Raw genomic sequence first — 20088 nt, 5'->3', positions numbered from 1 at the left:
TAGCGATGGAGCGGCAATCGACGACGGAGGTTTTTGTCTACGGATCCCTGCTGCGGGGCGGCCAGTATCACAGCCTGATGAGCGGGGCTGAATTCCTGCAAGAAGATAGCCTAAGTGGGATCGATCTCTACGATCTCGGCCCCTACCCGATGGCTATTCCCGGACAAAATCGCCTTTACGGCGAGGGTTACCGCATTCCTTTAGCCTTGTTGTCCCGCTTGGATGCCCTGGAAGAACATCCGCGGGTGTACGAGCGGCAATGGTTGCGCCTGGATAGTGGCACCTTTGCTTGGATCTACTTGGGCCGAGCAGAGCAGGTGCAGGGGTGTTTACTCATCCCCAGTGGTCGCTGGCTTTCCTGAGGAGAACGGTACACTTATGGAATCCTCTGGAATCCTCCGCCCTTGGCTTTTGTCCTTCTCTTCTCCTTCTCGCCATGTCTGAGCCCACCGCTTGTGCCAGTTTGCTCTACCACGAGTTCACCAAATATTCCCCGGAAGGACTGGCCCGCAACACTCGCCAACTGGATTGGAGTCGTCAGCCGCAACCCTACAAAGACTATCCCGCTGGGGTAGGCACAATGCTGGATCTACGCACCCATTTGCAGCAGGGTGGGCCAGAGCCGGAATCGCAGCCCCCAGGCGAGGAGCTATCCCAGTTGGCGCTATGGCATCGGCGGCGGTTGTCGCAGTTGTTGTACTTCAGCTATGGGGTAACTTTGGTGCTCCCCTATGCCAACCAACCTTTCTATATGCGGGCCGCCCCATCGGCGGGAGGATTATATCCGGCTGAACTATACCTGATCTCACAAGGGGTGGCAGGGATCCCGGAAGGTCTGTACAACTATCAGGTGCGCAGCCACAGCCTGGTGCGGTTTTGGGATGAAAGCCGCTGGCAACGCTTGCAGGCCGGCTGTGCGGAAGCCACGATCTTGAGCCAATGTTCGCTGGCTCTGGTGGTTTCGGCAGTATTTTTTCGCTCCGCCTGGCGCTACGAGGATCGAGCCTATCGCCGCATTTGCCTGGATAGCGGCCATCTACTGGGCAATATCGAGTTGGCGGCCAACCTCACCGGTTACCGAGCTTATCTCTTGGGAGGTTTTTGCGACCAAATCGTGGAGGAACTGCTGTTTTTGAATCCCCAACAAGAAGGCGCCTTGGTGGTCATTCCGTTGTTGGATCTGTGGCAACCAACCCCTGCCGATGAACCCCAAGAGATGTCTCAGTGGCCCGTCAGTGAGTTCACGGCTCTCAGTTCCCCGACGGTGACCCATGTACCTGAGCTGCAGGATGGGGACTGGTTGCCATTTTTGCACCGGGTGAGCCGGATCGAGAGCGGATCCCTGGCCCGCTTACTCCAGCCTGTAGCCTCTGCTGAACCGCCTGCGGACAAATACAACTTCCCCTTTTGTCTGCGAGTCAGTACCGCCACTCAGCCCATCGATTGGGGACAACACCTCCAAGAATTGGTGCGCAGCATCCTAAAACGGCGCTCTACCCGCCACTTCACCGGCGAAGACCTGCCACTGCACCGACTGCTGGCACTCCTAGATTTCACCTATCACCCGGAACACTATACCGCCCAGGGGCTGGATGGTGCCCCCGACTATTTTGATCGCAGCTTGGTGGAGACCTTTGTGGTGGCCAATGGCGTGGAGGGGCTGGAGCCGGGGTGCTACTACTACGCGGTACAAGCACAAGAACTGCGGCAGATTCGCTTCAAAAATTTCCGCAGTGAGATCTTCCAACTGTGCTTGGGGCAAGAACTAGGCCGGGACGCGGCGGCGATCGTTTTTCACACCGCAGATTTGGCCAAGGCGGTGGTGCGCTATGGGGAACGGGCCTATCGCTACTTGCACCTGGATGCTGGGCATTTGGGACAACGGCTGAACCTGGCAGCTATTGGGTTGGGACTCGGGGTGAGCGGCATTGCCGGGTTTTTCGACAACCAAGTCAACGAGGTGCTCGGGATCCCGACCTCAGAGGCTGCCCTTTACATCACCACCCTCGGGATCCCCCGCTCAGCCAGCGCCCCAGACAGTTGAGAGGGGGGGAGCATTTCTGCCAAAGCTCACTCAAAGATCCACTCAAATCTAAAGATCAAAATGCAGCTTGACTCCATCTACGTACTGGGGCAAAGGCTCCGACCCGAGCGGATCCCGGTCTTCCGTTAGGGGTTCTGACTCTTTTGCCGTCAGGGTATTGGCTTTGCCAGCCGCATCCACCGGGCTGGAAATGCGCTCCAGGTAATAGATGCGATCCCCCCGTCGCCAGATCTCCGGTTCCGGCAGATAGAAAGCCCGACTTGGCTGAGACAAATCGCCGCTGACCCGCACCCCGCCGCCGCGCAACCAGCGCCCCAGCCGTTGAGGCCGCAACAGCAATAGCGGCAAACACAAATCTGCCTTAATCCGGTAAGCAAACTGATCCCGTAGCCGTTCCAAAACGGGATCCCCTAGGCCCATCTGAGCAGAGAAGGGGTTGAGCAGGGTGGCTCGGGCTGCCGAGATGGATTCTTTGGCCGCCGTAAAACTCAAGTTGGGGTCGGTAGTGTCCAGACCCAAATCTGCCAAAGTGGGCAAGGTGATGGAGCGCAGCTCAGTTCGGTTGGCTTCCACATAGCTGGCCCAGCGCTGCAGTTGTGGGAAAGGATTTTGTAGGGTGCGGATCCCTTCTGAAATCGGCATATCGGGGAGCAACACCGTCCAAATGGTGGCAGAAACTGAGAGCTTGACCATCAGCTCGGCAATGGCCCAGTTCACCTGTGGGTTCAGGGTCATGATCAGCAGGGTTTCCGCATATTCGATATCCGCCTTCAACAGGGCCGATTCGCTCAGCACCGCCTCCTGCAGGGATCCGGGGGCTGATTCTGATCTCGGGGGGTCTTCCGGCAGTCTGCCATTGCTGGGCGTACTTTTGGCCTCGGTGAGAGACAGTTTTTCGCTGCTTTTGCTGGAGGTGCCGTTGGCCTCTGCCCCCGTGTGGGCTGAATCGGCAGCTGAACGATTGGATTTGGAGCCATTTTGCCCATTTTTGGGGGATCCCTGCGCTGACAACAACGGGATCACTTCCACCGTCTGGTTGAGAGAACGCATCAACTGGGCCAACTGGCTGGTGAGGGGATGATCGCCGATGATCACGGTGGAGCTGCCCTGATCCAAGCCCAACCAACGAGCTACCCAAGCGGCGGTTAACCCCTGTACTGTCACCGTCAGAGAAATTGTCAGGAACACTAGCGCCTTGAGGGCGTCCCCCCCGGTAATGCCGCGCTCTGTCAACAAGATGGCAAACAACGAGGCCACTGAAGCTGCCACAATGCCCCGTGGAGCCAACCAGGCAACGAACAGTTTCTGGCGCCAGTTGAGGTCACTGCTCAGGGTACAGAGCCAAATGCTCAAGGGGCGGATCAACAGCATCAGGCAGACCACCGTAGCCACGGATCCCCAGCCCAAGGCAAAGACCGCCTTGATGGAGAGGGTAGAGGTGAGGAGAATAAACAGCACCGAGATCGCCACCACCACCAACTGGCCGTGAAACTGCCGCACACTGCGCTCGGCAATCGCCGCCTTTTGCCGTACCACCAGCCCCGCCAGCACCACCGCCATCAGCCCTGCTTCAGACCGCAACGACTGGGCCAAGACAAACACCCCCAGTGCCCCCGCCAGCACCACTGAGTTGCGCAAATCCTCCGTTAGAAATTGCCGTGACCAGAGCAGGAAGGATCCCATCAGCCAGCCCCCCAGCGCCCCCACCGCCGCCCCAATCGCCAACCGGCTGGACAACTGTTCCAGAGCCATCAAAAAACTAGGATGGCCGGAGAGCACCACCTGCAGCACCACCACCGCCAGGATCGCCCCCACCGGATCGATCAACACCCCTTCCCCCTCCAAAAGGGTGCTCACCGCCGAATCCACCCGCACCCGTTTCAGGATCGGGTTAATCACTGTCGGCCCCGTCACCACCACCAGGGATCCGAACAAAAAGGCCAGTCGCCAGGGGAATTCCCCCAAATAGTGGGCCGCTACCGCCCCCCCCACCAAGGTGAGCAGGGATCCAAACAGCACCAGATTGCGCAAGCTATCGGAAACCTGATTCAGGCGTTGCAACCTGAGGTTGAGGCCTCCCTCAAACAAGATCAGGGCCACCGCCAGAGACACCAGCGCCTCCAGCCCGGATCCCATGGTTTGCGGATGCACCAAGCTCAAGCCATCTGGCCCCAGCAACAGGCCAAACAGCAACAGGAAAACAATGCTGGGCACACCGACAAAATTGGCCAGCACCTGAGCTCCGATCCCAGCCACCAAGGCCAGCGTAAACAGGATCGTTAGCTCAAATGAGTTTTCCATGCTGAGGCTCAACCTCCCTTAGCGAGGACTCCGTCCCGCTGTCGCGATCACGTAAGCGGTCGCGCAGGCAATGCATAGCATCATGCGTAGCATTAACGGCTTGATGACTGGATGGTTCAGTTGCGGGGGGCTCCAGAGCTGGCCAGACAAAGGTGTGAGCAAAGAAAGACATCATTCAGAACCGAATGTGACATTGCTGTCGCACTTCATTACAAGGTAGCTCAGGCCGAGGACAGCCTCAACCGCCGGCCATCGGGAACCCTCAGAAGGTTAGCCTCCTGAGCCCACAAATTATCCAGATCAATCCAGGTGATCTGGATGCTCCAGAAAGCCCATCTCCCGGATAGCGCCTTGACGGTGGCAGACAGCGCCGTTGAGTTGGGACAAGGTGGGTGGGATGGGCGGCTTAGATCCCTTCTCCTTCGGAGCTGAGGCTGACCTCCAAGGGTTTAACGCGGCGAATCGGTAGGTTGGCAATTAAGGCTGTTGTCCCCTCTTCCGTGGCCAGATTAAATTGCAGCCCCTCGGAGTCCAGCTCCACATAGCGCGACACCACCCCCAATATCTCTAGGCGCATCGACTCTAGGGCGGCTGGGGTGAGATCGGCGCGGTCGTGGGCCAGGATCAGCTTCAACCGTTGCTTGGCTTGGTCACGGCTGCTACCGGGGTGCCGGGAAAAAAGCTGATCCAAAAAATCGAGGAGCATAGGCTTGGTGGGTACTAGGTTACTAACAAATCAAAATCGCCATTCAATCGGGATAATCCAGAGAAAACTAGTTCAACAGCGGTCAAAAAGCCACTCAAATCACCTTTTGATTCAAAAATCGTCTGGCCTTTTCCCAAAACGACTCCCCCAAACTGGCTACATTCGGGAAGTCCACAATTTCGCCTTCCAATCGGCGGGCAATGCGCTGTAACGCCTGAGCTGCCAGGGGAGGGTTGGCCGAGAGCACCAGAGGCTCGCCTTTGTTGGTGGAGACGATCACCTCGCGATCTTCCGGCACAATCCCTACCAACGGGATCGCCAGCACTTCCACCACATCCTCCACCGACATCATCTGGCTAGCAGCCACCATATCTGGGCGCAGACGATTGACGATCAACCTTGTTGATTGAATCTGGGCTGCCTCCAACAGGCCCACCACCCGATCCGCATCCCGCACTGCCGACAGCTCAGGAGTGGTGACGATGATCGCTTCATTGGCCCCGGCTATCGCATTGCGAAACCCCTGTTCGATCCCAGCCGGGCAGTCGATCAGCACATAGTCATGACTGCTGGAGAGCTTATCGATCAGTTGTCGCATTTGATCGGGGCTGACGGCTGTTTTGTTGCGGGTTTGGGCGGCTGGCAACAACGAAAGATTGGGGGTGCGCTTGTCTTTCACCAGGGCTTGTTCGAGGCGACATTCCCCGGCGATCACCTCCAGGGCCGTGTATACCACCCGATTCTCCAGCCCCAGCAACAGATCCATATTGCGCAGGCCAAAATCCGCATCCACCACCACCACCGAGCGACCCATCCGCGCCAAGGCTGTGCCCAAGTTGGCCGTTACTGTGGTTTTGCCGACTCCACCTTTACCGGAGGTCATGACGATGATTCGGCTCATACCTCTCTCCGCAGAAAATCCTGAATGCTGGCGATGCAGATGGCATTATCCTGTAAGTAAACCACCTCGGGGGTGTTGAGCAGGGATCCCCCTTCCGGTGGACGAGCCACTTGGTTGGCAATACGCAGCTGAGTGGGATCCAATTGTAAAGCCAAGATCAGGGCCTTTTCGTCGCCATTGGCCCCGGCATGAACTACCCCCCGCAGCCGTCCCCACACCCAAATATCCCCCCCAGCGATGATCTCCCCCCCAGGGTTGAGATCCCCCAACAAAAAGACTGAGCCACTATGACGGACAGCCGTGCCGGAGCGCACCGTAGAGCGCAAATACAGAGGCGTGGTATCTGGCGGAGCAGGGGGAATCGTCTCCAAAGGAGAAGATTGTTCCACAGAATAGCCCAGTGTGGCCGCTGCGATCGCCGTCGAGCGGGCCGCGGTTTGTACCCGCCACAATTGCAAACAATGTTGAGATAAGAGGGCCGAAAGGGTTTGTAACGTAGGCAAATCCAGCTCCCACTGTTGGCTCCAGAGGGTGAGGGGAGCTACTCCGGCCCAGTAGGGTTTGCGGCTGCGCAACTGCCAAATCAGGCTTTCCCAGATTTCTTCCCAGTCCATGGCGGCGGGCAAGTGCAGATGGATGCCTTGAGAGTCGGAACGGAAAGAGACGCTTCCTGCCGCCAAATTCCGTTGGGCTGCTAGGAGCGACTCAAAGACTTCAGAGTTCAATGCAGGGGATCCCATTGTGACGGAGATGGCACTGCCAGCTAAGCGTTAAAAGGTGGGAATGAGTTGAGACCCAATGAAGTCCTATCCTACTCCTCGGAACAACCGAAGGTGGCGGATTTCTCAACATTTACCCTTCATGTACCCTTCATGGCAGAGGGATTTCGACTTTGCAGTCATTCTATCGGGGCAGAGAATCGTTAGCTTGAGGGTAAGACCTTTCAAGGAGGCATCTCGATGCTTCAAACCTGCCCATCGACTTGGCCTGTTCGTTCTGGGGTAGCCCTGCTGGTGATGGGATCCCTAATCGGATCCCCTGCTCAAGCCCAAGACTGGGGGCGCTTGTTGCTGCAGGGGGTGCAGCTGATGCAGGTGAGCCAACTGAACGATGCCCAAGAAGTGAGCCTGGGTCGCCAGATCGATCAGCACCTGAAAAGTCGGGGGGATATCCGCCTCAGTTCGGATCCCTACTGGGTGAGCCGGGTAAATAGCATCGGCCAGCGGGTGGTAGCCCACAGCGAACGGCCCCAATTGCCCTATACCTTTCAGGTGGTTGAGGATCCCACCATCAACGCCTTTGCCACGATGGGGGGCTTTGTGTATATCACCACCGGCGCCCTGCAAGCTGCCGACAACGATGACCAAATCGCCGCCGTATTGGCCCACGAAGTAGCCCACATTAGCGAGCGCCATGGACTGCAACAACTGCAACAGGCTGCCACGGCCCGTTTTGGGGCACAACTATTGGGGGTGAACAACAACAACTTGGCGGCTCTGGCCCTAGAGGTCGGGGTACGAAGACCGCAAAGCCGTGAAAACGAGTTTATTGCTGATGAAAAAGGTCTATGGGCCGCCTATCAAGCCGGATTTGACCCACAGGGCATGCCGCAATTTCTGGCCAAGCTGCAATCCCGGGGCTCCCTGCCGGATTTTCTTCGTACCCATCCACCCGTGCCGGAGCGCATCGCCCGCCTTAACCAACTGATTGCCCAACACGGCATGATTCGCCCAACCGCCCAAACTGCCCCCCAGGGATCTGGCGGACGGATTTTGCCGCCAGGCCAGCCGAACCAAACCCAACGTACCGAAATTGAAATTTTGCCGGTGCTACCGGTACTGCCTTGAACAGACGGGATCTGCGCCCTCTGTTTGCCCTCTGTTTTAGGAGTTCTGATTCTGGATAGAGCAAGAGGGATCCCTAGAGCAACGGCAAGCCGCGCATCCGCCGGAGCTGATTCAAATGGGCAGGACAATCACAGCCAAAAAGAGCAATGGCGGTGTTGCTCTCCTCCAGAGTGAACTCCAAGAAAGGATGCTCTGCCTCATCCGCCAACCCCTCTAGATTAGAAGGATCCGCCGGCTCAAAGACCATCGGGGGCCGTTGCCAGGGCAAAGTCCGAGAGCGAACAATATTTAAGTCGAACTGAGGTTGAAGCTCTGAAGCGGATGCTTGGCTGGCCTGAGCAGCTTGGCCCGACAACAGCAGCAAAGCCAAAAGAGCCGGTGCAGCCCCGCTAGCCCAGCACATGTAGCAGCGCAGATGGTGGATGCCTGCCATCCATTCACCCCTGAATCACTCCAGGTGTAGTGTATCGCCTATTTCTGGCTCTGTTCAGAGGGATCCCCGCAACTGCCCGCAACTCATTGGAGAGAGGTGGTAACAACCGGATTCCAGCCTCAACTTTGGCTTAACTTTGGTTTAGAATATTGGCATATCCTTCAGAATATCTTTAGAATCGGGGATCCCTACTTCACTGCCTCCGTGCTCTTGGGGGGTGGCGAGTATCCAAGCCCTTTTCCTTTTGCAGTACCGCATCGAGCCCAACCCCGTCTCGACTTCCCATCCCGTCAATTTAGGAGATTCCCATGGCTGCTCGTAATGGTCATTCCAGCACCCTACCAGAGCAAGAAGTTCCCACCGGATCTGGTAACGGCCTTAATTTGGCTCCTTTGCCTGCTGACCAGGCCTCGGTTCCAGCTCAGGTGCCAATGGCTCCCCAAGGCAAACCCAGCCAGTATATGGGCCCACCGGTGTTTACGAGCTCCGTCAAATTTACTGAAATTGGGATTGACCAGCGTCCTATTGGGGCTTCCAGCCTGAAGGTGGTGGACTACTACGCTGAGGGACGCCCTGTTACTGCTTCAACCCTCAAAGTGCTAGACACTTGGGGTGAGGGACGACCTACTGCCGCCTCTGAGGTTAAATTCCTCAATGACCGTATGCCGAATCGCCCGGTGATGGTCGATGGCTTGAAAATTGTTAAAACCTTCATGGGCAACCGTCCCATTGAAGCCAGCTCCCTCAAGGTGGTTCATTGACCTTTCTACCACTTGGGATCCCGCTTGCTAACCTGGGTTGAGTCCACATTGGCACATGGCACATGGAGATCCTGGCGGGTCTGTTGGGGTTATTGGCGGGGCTAGGGGGTGGAGCGGGCTATCTTGCGGATCAGTCGGCGCGGCAGCTTTTGCTAGATCAGTTGGATCGGGCGGAAGTGCTGGAGGTGCGTATCCAAAGTCAGCCCAACTATCGCCTCCTGAATGGCGAGGCAGATCGCCTATTGATAGCCGGACGAGGATTGTATCGAGCACCTTTTCCTCGTGTTGATGTTTTGGAGCTAGAAACCGATGCCCTAGCGATTAACCCTTCCTCATTTCAAGGGGATCCCTTGCGGTTGGAGCGGCCCCTGCAGGCAGCGGTGCGCATTGTGGTGCGGGAGGACGACTTGAATGCTGCCCTCAACTCACCAGAGGTGCTAAGCCAATTCCAGAACATTGAGGCAGATTTGCCCTTTGGCGGACGCCAAGAAGAACCCAGCCGTTTTGATTTGCGTCAGCCCCGCATTGAGCTGTTGGATCCCAACCGCATCCAGCTTTCCGCCATTTTGGTGGAGCGCAGCGGCGAAGTGGAGCAGTCTATTGATGTGGCGTTCAATGCCGGGATCCGGGTCGAAGGGGGACAAAGCCTGAGGCTCCAGGATCCGGAGTTTGTGGTTGCCTCTGTGCGGGTACCCGATGAAATTTCAGAGGCGTTTCTGGGCGGGCTCAACGAGGTGTTCAACCTGAAAGAACTCGAAGATCTCGGGATCCTCCTGCGAGTCCTGAACCTTGAAGTGGGATCCGGCCAATTGGAGGTGATCGGATTTGTCCGGGTCGAAACTTTGGATCATCTGACGGGATCCCGGCGGGCCGCTCTGCCCTGAACCTCAGCGCCTAAGCCTAGAATAGGGCTGGCGTTGCGCCAGGAGAACCATGCAGGGACTCGCAGGAAAAACGGTATTGGTGACCGGGGCCAGTTCCGGCATAGGCCAGGCGATTGCCCTCCGCTTTGCCCAGGAGGGCTGCAACGTTGCCATTAACTACCGTAAAAGCCTCCAGGAAGCCGAGGACACCCAGGCCGCCATGATGCAAAAGGTGTGCGGGGATGTGGAAGCCTGCCATGTGCAATCGCTGCTGATTCAGGGGGATGTCTCCCAAGAAGCCGATGTCATCCATCTGGTTCAGCAGGTTATTCAACGCTGGGGCCACCTGGATATCCTCGTCAACAATGCCGGGATCCAAACGGAACGGGCTGCCCACGAGATCAGCCTGGAGGAGTACGATCGCATCCTTAATGTCAACTTGCGGGGTTCCTTTCTCTGTGCCCGAGAAGCCCTCAAGCATTTCCTTGGGCGAGGATTCGGCGTGATTATCAATGTGTCCAGTGTGCATGAGATCATTCCCCGCCCCTTTTATCTCACCTATTCCCTCAGCAAGGGCGGCATGGGCAACCTGACCCGCAGCTTGGCCTTGGAATATGCCGGTCGCGGGATCCGCGTCAATGGCATTGCCCCTGGCGCCACCATCACCCCGATCAATGAGGCCTGGGTACAGAACCCGGAACAAAAAGCCGTGGTGGAAAGCCACATTCCCATGGGCCGGGCTGGTACTGCCGCCGAGATGGCCGCTGCTGCCGCCTTTTTGGCCTCCGATGAAGCCGCCTACATCACCGGGCAGACCCTTTATCCTTTATATCGATGGCGGCCTCACCCTCTACGCCGATTTTCGGGAAGCTTGGTCTGCCTAACCCGTTGACCCTCCCGTTGGATCCCAACCGGATCTGTGCCTGCCGTCAAGATAGGGAATGACCACCATGAATGCGGAACTGCAACGCCTTGCCGACCATCAGGCTCGTAAAGCCCACTGGCTGCGCTGGGGCCCCTACCTGAGTGAACGGCAATGGGGTACGGTGCGGGAAGACTACAGCGAGACTGGCGATGCCTGGAGCTATTTTCCCCATGACCACGCCCGCTTTCGCGCCTACCGCTGGGGAGAAGATGGCATTGCCGGCATTTCGGACAATCACCAACGGCTGTGCTTTGCCCTCGCCTTTTGGAACGAAGGGGATCCCTTCCTCAAGGAGCGCCTGTTTGGACTCACCGGCCCCCAGGGCAACCACGGCGAGGATGTTAAGGACTACTACTTTTACCTGGACAACAGCCCCAGCCATGCCTATATGCGCTACCTCTACAAGTACCCGCAACAGGCTTTTCCCTATCAAAGCTTGGTGGAACAAAATGGGCGGCGCGGCTATCATGACCCCGAGTTTGAGCTGATGGATACCGGCATTTTTCAGGGCAATGCCTACTTCGACCTGTTTGTTACCTATGCCAAAGCCAGCCCTGAAGATCTGCTGATCCGCATTGAGGTGGTCAACCGCGGCTCCACCCCTGCTCCTCTCCACCTGCTGCCCACCCTCTGGTTTCGCAACATCTGGTCTTGGGATGAAGGCCGGATCCGACCGCAGCTGCGCCAAATGCCCAGTGATGATGCCTTTGCCCTGATCGAAGCAGAAGATCGCCGTGCAGAACCGGATCCCTTCTTCCCCAGCCTCGGCAAACGGTGGCTGTACGCACAAACTGACAACGGATATCGCAACCTGTTGTTCACGGAAAATGAGACCAACTACGCGGCTGTCTATCACCATGCCAACCCGACGCCCTACGTCAAAGATGCCTTTCATCGCTATGTGATTGAGCAGGAGCACGCAGTCATTAACCCCGACCGAGTTGGCAGCAAAGCGGCAGCCTATTATCAACTGCTGGTGCAACCGGGAAAGTGCCAAATCATCCAACTGCGCCTTACAGACCGGCCCGATATCCGGGATCCCTTTGGAGCGGAATTTGAGCAGGTGTTTCTAGCCCGCCAACAAGAAACCGATGCCTTTTATCAAACCTTTGTGCCCAAAGGCTGCAGTGGCGACCGCCAGCAGATTCAACGACAAGCCTTTGCCGGGCTGCTCTGGACCAAGCAGTACTACCATTTCGTGATTGAAGATTGGCTGCGAGGGGATCCCGCCCATCCCCGCCCCTACCGGCAAAAGGCCCGCAACATCGAGTGGCAGCATCTATTCAACGACGACATCCTCTCCATGCCCGACAAATGGGAATTTCCCTGGTACGCCGCCTGGGATTTGGCCTTTCATGTGTTGCCCCTAGCCATGGTGGATCCCGGCTTTGCCAAACGGCAGATGGATCGCCTCACCCGCGAGTGGTACATGCACCCGAATGGGCAAATGCCCGCCTATGAATGGCACTTCAGCGATGTCAACCCACCCGTTCATACCTGGGGTACCTGGCGCGTTTACCAAATTGAGCAGGAATTTTACGGCCACCGAGATACCGACTACCTAGAGCGGGTGTTTCAGAAACTACTCCTCAACTTCACCTGGTGGGTGAACCGCAAAGACAATGATGGCAACAACGTCTTCCAGGGGGGCTTTCTGGGGCTAGATAATATCGGGATTTTCGACCGCAGCTCCGAGCTGCCCACCGGCGGCTATTTGGAGCAATCGGATGGCACCAGTTGGATGGGCATGTATTGCCTGAATATGCTGACCATTGCTCTGGAGTTGGCCAAAAGCAACCCCGCTTATGAGGATATTGCCAGCAAATTTTTCGAGCACTTCCTCTATATTGCCGATGCCATGAACCATATGGGGGATAGCGTCAATCTTTGGGATGAAGGGGATCAGTTTTTCTACGATGTGCTGCACACCCCTCAAAATGAGCGCCATCACCTGAAAGTTCGTTCGATGGTCGGCCTGATTCCAATTTTTGCCGTGGCGGTCTTGGAGCCGGAGATCTTCGTTCAGTTCCCGGGGTTCAAACGGCGCTTTGACTGGTTCATGAGCAACCGCCCCAAGCTGCGGCAATGTATTCACACGCTGGTGCAAACGTCGCAACACGGCTCAGGGGACAAGACCCTACTGTCTATCGTCAACCCTGACAAGCTACGGCTGATTCTGCAGAAGATGCTGGATGAATCGGAGTTTTTTAGCCCCTACGGCATTCGTTCCCTATCCCGCTATCATGCTGAGCACCCCTACACCTTTTATGTGGGATCCCAGCAGCACCGGGTCGATTACACCCCCGCTGAGTCTGACAACGGCATGTTCGGGGGCAATTCCAATTGGCGCGGCCCGGTTTGGTTCCCGATGAATCATCTGATTATCGAATCACTGCGGCAATTTCACCGCTACTTGGGAGAAGATTACAAGGTGGAATGCCCAACCGGATCCGGCCAGTGGATGCACTTAGATCAAGTGGCGGATGAGATCTCGCGTCGGTTAATCCGCATTTTTGAACGGGATCCCCAGACTGACCGGCGGCCCTTCCACGGAGAGTATGCCCTCTTTCAAACGGATCCCCATTGGCGGGATTTGATCCTGTTCTACGAGTATTTCCATGGAGATCGCGGCTGTGGCCTCGGGGCCAACCATCAGACGGGCTGGACGGGCTTGGTGGCCGCCCTGATTCAACAGGTGGGGGGGAGTAGCACCTAAACCATTTTGAAAAAGGATCTGTTCACCTGATTTGTTTAACCACCGTAGTAGTTGATGGCCAAAGCCCCCACCAACGTGAACTGAAGCGTCAAAATCACCAGATAAAAAATAGCTCTTGGCTTGAACAAAGTCAGCATCAGACCAATTGCCTTTAAGTCCACCATCGGCCCAAACACCATAAACGCCAACAGGGATCCCGGTGTAAAGGTGGCCGCAAAAGAAAGGGCAAAAAAGGCATCCACCGTCGAGCAAATGGAGATGATCGCTGCTAGCGCCATCATGATCAAGATCGACACCAGCGCATCTTGGCCATAATCCAACAGGAATGAACGGGGGATCACCGTTTGAATCAAGGCCGCCATCGCCGAACCCAAAATCAGCACGGATCCCAGCTCGCGGATCTCTCTGGCCCAAGTTTGCAGCAGCACAGACCTTTTTTGCTGCCAAGGTAGGCGGGGGGGAGCAGCTAGGGCCGATTGGTAAACTTCCTCCGCGGTTTGTAGGGTCAACAGGGATCCAGCAGGGGCAGGCTGAGCTGGTGTGGGTCGAGCTCCGCGCCAGAACGTGCCCCCTTGAAGTAGTGAAGAGCTTGTGGACGTGGCTAAGGCATCTGTTGGGGCGGTGTTACGCTGTAGTTCCCGCCAGACCGCCGGGTGCAATAACGGTTGGAGATCTTTTTGCAGGCTAAAGAGCAAGCCAATGGCCACCGCGATCCCAAAGGAAAAGAGAATCCGGTAAAGTACAATCTCCGGCATGGCGCGAAAGGCGATCCAAGTGGAGAAAATCACCACCGGGTTAAACACCGGCGCCGCCAACAGAAAGGCCACCGCCACATGGGGAGGGATCCCTTTCAGCACCAGTTGACGGGCCACGGGTAGGTTGCCACATTCACACACCGGGAAAAAGAACCCCAAGGCTCCACCGGCCACCGCGCTGCCCACCTTGCCTTTGGGTAAAAAGCGGGCCAACTGGGATCCATCCACAAACACCGCCAGCAGCCCCGAGAGAAAGACCCCCAAGAGCAAAAATGGCATCGCTTGCACCACAATGCTCAAAAATAGGGTGAATCCATCCCGCCAAAGGGGAGAGTCCAAAAGACTCAAAGCACCACCTCACACACAATTTAGACCTTATTGAGTTTGGATCCCGGCTCTGTCGCCTGTCAAATAGACCTCAACAGACTTCAACCCCGCTCCGCCAGAGGGATATAGCGTTGGTTCCGTTCGCCAGTGTAGACCTGTGTCGGTCGGAACAGCCGATTATCCGACAACTGCTCCCGCCAATGGGCCAACCACCCCGCCGCACGAGCAATGGCAAAAACCGGCGTAAACAAATCTTCCGGGATCCCCAACTTGGCGTAGACCAACCCTGAGTAGAAATCCACATTCGGATAAATCCCCTTCGGCCCCAGCAGCTCCTCACATACTCGCTCTATTTCCACAGCGATGTCGTAGTATTTGTCGTGGCCGTAGCGCTCAAACAGTTCTTCCGCGATTCGCTGCAAGGTAATGGCACGGGGATCCTTCACCTTATAGACGCGGTGCCCAAGGCCCATAATGCGCTGTTTTTTGGCCAGCTTATCTTCGATAAAAGAGCGCACATTTTCCACCGAGCCGATCTGCCGCAACAGCGTCATCACCTGTTGGTTGGCCCCCCCATGCAATAACCCCGAAAGGGTACCCACTGCCGTCGCCAGGGTGCTGTAGGGGTTAGCCAAGGTGGAGGCACTCACCAAAAGGGCAAAGGTAGAGGCGTTAACGGTGTGTTCGGCGTGCAAAATCAGGCAGGTATCGAAAATGCGGGCCAACCAGGGATCCGGCTTCTTGCCCGAGAGCATGTAGAGAAAATTGGCGGAATGATCCAGGCTATCGTCCGGTGGGATCGGGTCGTTGCCCTGACGCATTTGGTGGAACATCGCCACCATCGTCGGCAGCTTCGACAGCAAGCGGGTGACGGTGCCGAACACATAATTGGGATCCACATCCTGTAGCGGGTAAAACAGACCTAAGCCCGCCACACAGGTTTGCAGCGCATCCATCGGGTGGCCCGACTCGGGAAAAGACTTGATCATGTCGCGGATACGGTATTTCACCCGCCGATGGCCCCGGATCGCCTGCTCAAAACTGTGCAGATCCGACTGGGTCGGCAGCTCCCCAAAAATAAGCAGATAGGCAGTCTCCAAAAAGGTACTGTGGGCGGTCAACTCCTGAATCGGGATGCCACGATACTCCAGGATCCCCGCCTGGCCATCGACAAAACTGATGTTGGAGCGTGTGGCCGGAACGCCCTCTAACCCTGGTTTGTATTCCCCATCCGCCATACTCAGCTCCCAAAATGATGCTGGAGAGAAAGTCCACCCTCAAGGTGACTGAACTCAGCCCCCTTGATCGTATTTGGCGGCACTAACTTCGCTACAGTAAAGCAGATCTGGATCCCGTCAGCCAAGCCAAATGTTATCGCTTGCCCTCTCTCTGCCAGTGGGCGCAGGCTTTGTGTCAGCATAGGGATCCTCCCGCAAACCTTTCTCTCCTGAAATGTCCGCTTCTTCTCGCTCCTCCTCTCGGCTGATCGCTGTCCTCTCCCGCCGTACTTTGCTCAAATGGGCCGCCCTCACCGGGGGATCCGCCCTGTTAGGCTCCTGTGCCGCCCTCGAACGTACCCCACCCAGCAGCAGCACACCCACCCTCAACCTGTTCACGGTTTCGGATCGCTTTGGCACTGCTTTACAGCAGATTGTCCCTCAGTTTGAGGCTGCTAGTGGCATTCGCATAGTCATCACCATCAACGGCTATCCAGAACTCTACCAACGGGCCATTTCCGACTTCATCGGCGGTACGGCGCAGGCGGATCTCTACGCCGTGGATATCGTCTGGACAGGAGAATGGGCGGAAAACAACTATCTGGTGGATTTGACCGATCGCTTGGAGGAGAATCGCGCTGCCCTCGCGCTCGATGACATTTTGCCCGTGATGTGGAAGCTAGGGGAATGGCAGGGGCGACAACATGCTTTCCCGTTGGCGGGCTATGCTGGCATGCTCAACTATAACCGCTCTGCCCTGGCTGGGGTGGGCTATCCTGAGGGCCCCAAAACCTTAACAGAATTGCGAGAAGCCGCCGAAGCTCTGACGGCAGGAGATGTCTACGGTATTGCCATCAACGGGGCGCGGGGGGCAGCCGTTGCCCAGGATTGGATGTACTACATGCTGGCCCATGGGGGTAGCCTTCTGGATGAGAATGGCCAACCTAGCGTCGACAGCGCCACCAATATCGCTGCTTTGGAGTACTTCCGAGATCTGTTTTCCTTTACGCCACCCGGAGCCATTTCTTATGCCTGGCCGGAACGGGAACAAGCCTTTAACGAAGGTCGGGCAATGATGCAAATGGCCTGGTCAACGGGGCTGCGGGACAAACTTAATCCCGAAACCTCTCGTATTGCCGGGGAACTGGGCATTACGGGCCTGCCTCTAGCAGATGGGGTGACACCCAAGTATCCCTTTGGAGGCTGGGGCTTGGGCATCAACTGCAACTCCCCTAATATCGAGCCGGCCTGGGAGTTCATCCGCTGGTTGGCACAGCCGGAGATGCAAAAAGAATTCGTTCGCCTGGGATCCGAGCCCATTCGCCGTAGCACTCTTACCGATCCAGACTTGCTGGCGGAGTTCCCCTACTTTGCTGAGGTCTTGCCTTCTCTAGAACAGGGAGATGGCGACTTCCGCCCACGGGTACCCCAATACGCCCGCCTACAGGATGCCCTTGGGTTGGTGGTGAATCAGGTGATCACCGATCAACTGGATCCCGATGTGGCTCTACAGCAGGTGCAAGCTGAGATGCAGCCCTTTTTTCAATCCTAAGGTAAGGTGGAGGGCCCAAATCCGGTTGGGATCCCAGCCCTCCTCATCCCATTCACCCGACTAGTAGAACAAGATGCCGATCGGTCGCTGCAGAACAGGGGTGGGCGCCACAAAGGTTGCCCCTGGATCTCCAGCAGGGATCCCAGCGGTGGTGTTGTAGCGCAGGAGCGCCCCGATATTATTGGCCCCTTCGCGGTAATCAAAGCCGACACTGTAGAGAATGCCGTTCAGGCCAAAGCTGAGGCTGCCAACAAAGTTGCCGCTGGGATCCGCCCCGGTAAAATCGGTGGAAAAAGATCCCAACTCGCTGCCGCTGCCCAGGTCGTAAAAGCGGATCCCACCCCCAAAATCGCTGACGTAGAGAGCGCCATTCGGCCCAATCGCCAAGCCCAACAGGCTGACAAACCCGGCTCCACCCTCCAAAGGATCCGGCGTGGCAAACACACTGGAGCTGCCGCTGCTGAGCTCGTAGCGCAGGATCTGGCTGGGCAACCCCCGGCTGAAATCCGGCTCCCCCTCCACGGCCACACTACCCTGGGTGGTGACATAAAGCGCGCCATCAGAGCCAAACAGCAATCCATTCGGGCCATTTAACCCACCCGGCAGACCATCTCCCTGGGCATAGATATCCAGAAAAGCCCCTGTGGAGCCGCTGTAGCGCAAAATTTGATCCGTCAAGAAGCTGGATACGTACAAATTGCCATCCGGCCCAAAGGCGATCCCATAGGGGCGTAGCAGGCCACCCGTTTCATCGGTATCGGTAGCAGGGTCGTCGGCCACAAAAGCATCCAAAAAGGATCCCGTCAGACCATCAAACCGCAACACCGAAGAGGCTGCCTCCCCGCTGCCAGCCGGTTGATTGCCGCTAGAAATATAGAGATCCGGGATCCCATCGCCATTGGCATCGGGGCCAAGAATGATCGCATCGGGGGAGAACAAACCCCCAGATCCTGCTGGGATGAACTCTCCCAAGTAGGCCCCCGATTCAGGATCAAACTGCACCACGTTATTGCCACGGGTATTGCCCACCAACAGCCGCCCCAGAGGCAAAGGACTCATCACCGGGCTGGTGGGGGAACTGCTGCCACAGGCACTCAGCAACATCAAGGCCAGCGATCCGGCAGCCCCAATCCAACGGAAACCCCATTCATTCTTAGAACTCATAACGAATACTCCTCACAAGGCAAAGGGTCAAAGACCAACCTCGAAAGATTGGCATGACCCTCAACTGTAGGAGGCCAAACCCACCCAGACTGTATCCAATGTGCTCAAACGTGTTCGGCTATACAGACCCGTAACGCCATGGATGAGGTAGCCCTCGAACAAGCCTCCATCCGCAACTGCCGGGCAGCCCATTTGCTCGTGGATCACAGTAAGTTCCAACGCTCTGATTTTTGGGTGATTGGGCAACTGACGCAGCTCAAGGCTGTGATTACAGACGCCAGGATCCCTTGTATTGTCGCCTAGCTGTAGCGGATCCCGGCCTCCAGCCAACGGTCAATGGCTTGCCCCATGCGCTCACAATCGGCGATTAAGCTAATGCGCACATAGCCCTCGCCCCCTTCCCCAAAGGCATTGCCGGGAGTCACCACTACCCCTGTTGACTCCAAAACCCGTAGAGCAAATTCTGTCGAGCTTTCGGCTGCCCCACTGGTGGTACGGGGGGTTGGGATCCAGAGATACATCGTCGCCTGAGTTGGAGGAATGCGCCAGCCCAGTTCCGCCAAGCGACCAATCAAATAATCGCGGCGGGCGCGGTAGCGTTCTTGCACCTGATGGAGATAGCTATCCGGCAGGCGCAAGGCGGTTTCGGCAGCCTTTTGAATCGCGGCGAAGATGCCGTAATCCAGGTTGGTTTTCAGGGTGCGCAGGCTTTGGATGATCTGGCGATTGCCCACCACAAACCCCACCCGCCATCCGGCCATATTGTAAGTTTTGGAAAGGGTGTGAAACTCCACCGCCAGATCTTTAGCTCCCGGAATTTGCAACAAGCTAGTGGGTTGATACCCATCAAAGGCCAACTCTGCGTAGCAAAGGTCATGCACCAAAATCAGATCGTAGCGCCGAGCAAACTCCACCACCGCCTCAAAAAAAGAGCGTGGGGCAACAGCCGCCGTTGGGTTATTCGGGTAGTTGAAATAGAGCACCCGCGCTTTCTGGGCCACTTCTGCAGGAATTTCCTCCAGATTGATCAGCCAGTTCTTCTCCGCCCGCAGGATCATGGGGTAAATCTGCCCGCCTGCAATCATCGGCCCCCGGAAATGGGCTGGGTAGGCGGGGCTGGGCACCAACACCAAGTCCCCCGGATCCACATAGGCCAAGGCCAAATGGGTCAACCCCTCTTTGGATCCCAGTAGGGGTAAAGCTTCCCCATTCGGATCCAACTCCACCCCATAGCGGCGGTGGTACCAGTCCGTAATCGCCTGCCGGAAACTGGCGGTGCCTTCAAAAGGTGGGTAGCCGTGGTGGGCGGGATCCGCAATCGCCGCCTGGGCGGCTTCTACCACCGGCTGCGGGGTGGGGCCATCGGGATTGCCCATGCCCAAGTCAATCAGATCCAAACCTTGCTGGCGGGCGCGGGCCTTCAGCTCATCCAAACGGGCAAAGACATAGGCGGGCAGTTTATTCAGCCGTTGAGCGGGGATGAGGGCGCGGTTCATAAATACTGGGGAATCCGGTGCAACTGAGGGCTCATGGTGCCTTCGGCACGCTGGCGCGAATGGGGTTAGCTATCCAACTT

The 20088-nt window shown here is 56.9% G+C and carries 18 protein-coding genes; 9 read left to right on the top strand and 9 right to left on the bottom strand.

Annotation, left to right across the window (positions count from 1 at the left end):
• Window positions 1-5: 5 nt before the first annotated feature.
• Together L1047_RS11475 and L1047_RS11470 are read left to right on the top strand one after the other, a co-directional pair.
• Window positions 6-362: a gamma-glutamylcyclotransferase family protein gene (locus L1047_RS11475; protein ID WP_235279114.1), complete on the top strand. Its 357-nt coding sequence runs from the start codon at window positions 6-8 to the stop codon at window positions 360-362.
• 74 nt (window positions 363-436) lie between these two features.
• Entirely contained in the window at window positions 437-2044 is a 1608-nt protein-coding gene (locus L1047_RS11470) for a SagB/ThcOx family dehydrogenase (RefSeq protein WP_235279113.1), read from the top strand.
• A 48-nt stretch (window positions 2045-2092) separates the two neighbouring features.
• Here the strand turns inward: L1047_RS11470 and L1047_RS11465 are convergent, their stop codons facing one another.
• From L1047_RS11465 to minC, 4 genes are all read right to left on the bottom strand, one after another.
• Window positions 2093-4345 (bottom strand): cation:proton antiporter, encoded by a 2253-nt coding sequence (locus L1047_RS11465; protein WP_235279112.1) that lies wholly within the window; start codon window positions 4343-4345, stop codon window positions 2093-2095.
• Window positions 4346-4751: 406 nt separating this feature from the next.
• Window positions 4752-5051: a cell division topological specificity factor MinE gene (gene minE / locus L1047_RS11460; RefSeq protein ID WP_235279111.1), complete on the bottom strand. Its 300-nt coding sequence runs from the start codon at window positions 5049-5051 to the stop codon at window positions 4752-4754.
• Window positions 5052-5145: 94 nt separating this feature from the next.
• Window positions 5146-5952 (bottom strand): septum site-determining protein MinD, encoded by an 807-nt coding sequence (minD, locus tag L1047_RS11455; RefSeq protein WP_235279110.1) that lies wholly within the window; start codon window positions 5950-5952, stop codon window positions 5146-5148.
• On the bottom strand, window positions 5949-6677 hold the full coding sequence (gene minC, locus L1047_RS11450; RefSeq protein ID WP_235279109.1) for a septum site-determining protein MinC: 729 nt from the start codon (window positions 6675-6677) through the stop codon (window positions 5949-5951). The genes minD and minC overlap by 4 nt, the downstream gene beginning before the upstream one ends.
• A 234-nt stretch (window positions 6678-6911) precedes the next feature.
• On the opposite strand from minC, the gene L1047_RS11445 reads away from it, so the two are divergent.
• Window positions 6912-7799 carry a M48 family metallopeptidase gene (locus tag L1047_RS11445; protein WP_235279108.1) on the top strand — a complete coding sequence of 296 codons (888 nt, stop codon included), beginning with the start codon at window positions 6912-6914 and terminating at the stop codon, window positions 7797-7799.
• A 73-nt stretch (window positions 7800-7872) separates the two neighbouring features.
• Here the strand turns inward: L1047_RS11445 and L1047_RS11440 are convergent, their stop codons facing one another.
• Entirely contained in the window at window positions 7873-8232 is a 360-nt protein-coding gene (locus L1047_RS11440; protein WP_235279107.1) for a hypothetical protein, read from the bottom strand.
• Window positions 8233-8540: 308 nt separating this feature from the next.
• On the opposite strand from L1047_RS11440, the gene L1047_RS11435 reads away from it, so the two are divergent.
• The 4 genes from L1047_RS11435 to L1047_RS11420 all read left to right on the top strand — a co-directional run bounded on the left by L1047_RS11435 (window position 8541) and on the right by L1047_RS11420 (window position 13497).
• The gene (locus tag L1047_RS11435) at window positions 8541-8993 is read left to right on the top strand and encodes a hypothetical protein (RefSeq protein ID WP_235279106.1); all 453 of its coding nucleotides are present in this window, start codon (window positions 8541-8543) and stop codon (window positions 8991-8993) included.
• 62 nt (window positions 8994-9055) lie between these two features.
• On the top strand, window positions 9056-9877 hold the full coding sequence (locus tag L1047_RS11430) for an LmeA family phospholipid-binding protein (RefSeq protein WP_235279105.1): 822 nt from the start codon (window positions 9056-9058) through the stop codon (window positions 9875-9877).
• A 49-nt stretch (window positions 9878-9926) separates the two neighbouring features.
• The gene (locus tag L1047_RS11425) at window positions 9927-10748 is read left to right on the top strand and encodes a glucose 1-dehydrogenase (protein WP_235279104.1); all 822 of its coding nucleotides are present in this window, start codon (window positions 9927-9929) and stop codon (window positions 10746-10748) included.
• Window positions 10749-10797: 49 nt separating this feature from the next.
• Complete coding sequence (locus L1047_RS11420) at window positions 10798-13497, top strand: MGH1-like glycoside hydrolase domain-containing protein (protein WP_235279103.1); 2700 nt, start codon at window positions 10798-10800, stop codon at window positions 13495-13497.
• Between the two features lie 35 nt (window positions 13498-13532).
• Here L1047_RS11420 and L1047_RS11415 read toward each other — a convergent pair whose 3' ends face one another.
• Together L1047_RS11415 and L1047_RS11410 are read right to left on the bottom strand one after the other, a co-directional pair.
• A complete protein-coding gene (locus L1047_RS11415; RefSeq protein ID WP_235279657.1) occupies window positions 13533-14591 on the bottom strand; it encodes a permease in 1059 nt (352 codons plus the stop codon).
• An 89-nt stretch (window positions 14592-14680) separates the two neighbouring features.
• The gene (locus tag L1047_RS11410) at window positions 14681-15817 is read right to left on the bottom strand and encodes a citrate synthase (protein ID WP_235279102.1); all 1137 of its coding nucleotides are present in this window, start codon (window positions 15815-15817) and stop codon (window positions 14681-14683) included.
• 214 nt (window positions 15818-16031) lie between these two features.
• Between L1047_RS11410 and L1047_RS11405 the strand changes: the two genes are divergently transcribed.
• Entirely contained in the window at window positions 16032-17348 is a 1317-nt protein-coding gene (locus L1047_RS11405; RefSeq protein ID WP_235279101.1) for a substrate-binding domain-containing protein, read from the top strand.
• A gap of 60 nt (window positions 17349-17408) precedes the next feature.
• Here the strand turns inward: L1047_RS11405 and L1047_RS11400 are convergent, their stop codons facing one another.
• On the bottom strand, window positions 17409-18512 hold the full coding sequence (locus tag L1047_RS11400) for a Vgb family protein (RefSeq protein ID WP_235279100.1): 1104 nt from the start codon (window positions 18510-18512) through the stop codon (window positions 17409-17411).
• A gap of 138 nt (window positions 18513-18650) precedes the next feature.
• Between L1047_RS11400 and L1047_RS11395 the strand changes: the two genes are divergently transcribed.
• Window positions 18651-18815 carry a hypothetical protein gene (locus tag L1047_RS11395; RefSeq protein WP_235279099.1) on the top strand — a complete coding sequence of 55 codons (165 nt, stop codon included), beginning with the start codon at window positions 18651-18653 and terminating at the stop codon, window positions 18813-18815.
• Here L1047_RS11395 and L1047_RS11390 read toward each other — a convergent pair.
• Window positions 18812-20008 carry an aspartate aminotransferase gene (locus tag L1047_RS11390; RefSeq protein WP_235279098.1) on the bottom strand — a complete coding sequence of 399 codons (1197 nt, stop codon included), beginning with the start codon at window positions 20006-20008 and terminating at the stop codon, window positions 18812-18814. The genes L1047_RS11395 and L1047_RS11390 overlap by 4 nt on opposite strands.
• Window positions 20009-20088 lie beyond the last annotated feature (80 nt).

Source organism: Synechococcus sp. Nb3U1 (genome assembly GCF_021533835.1).
Classification (GTDB): Bacteria; Cyanobacteriota; Cyanobacteriia; order Thermostichales; family Thermostichaceae; genus Thermostichus.
This window is presented reverse-complemented; position numbering and strand designations above follow the sequence as displayed.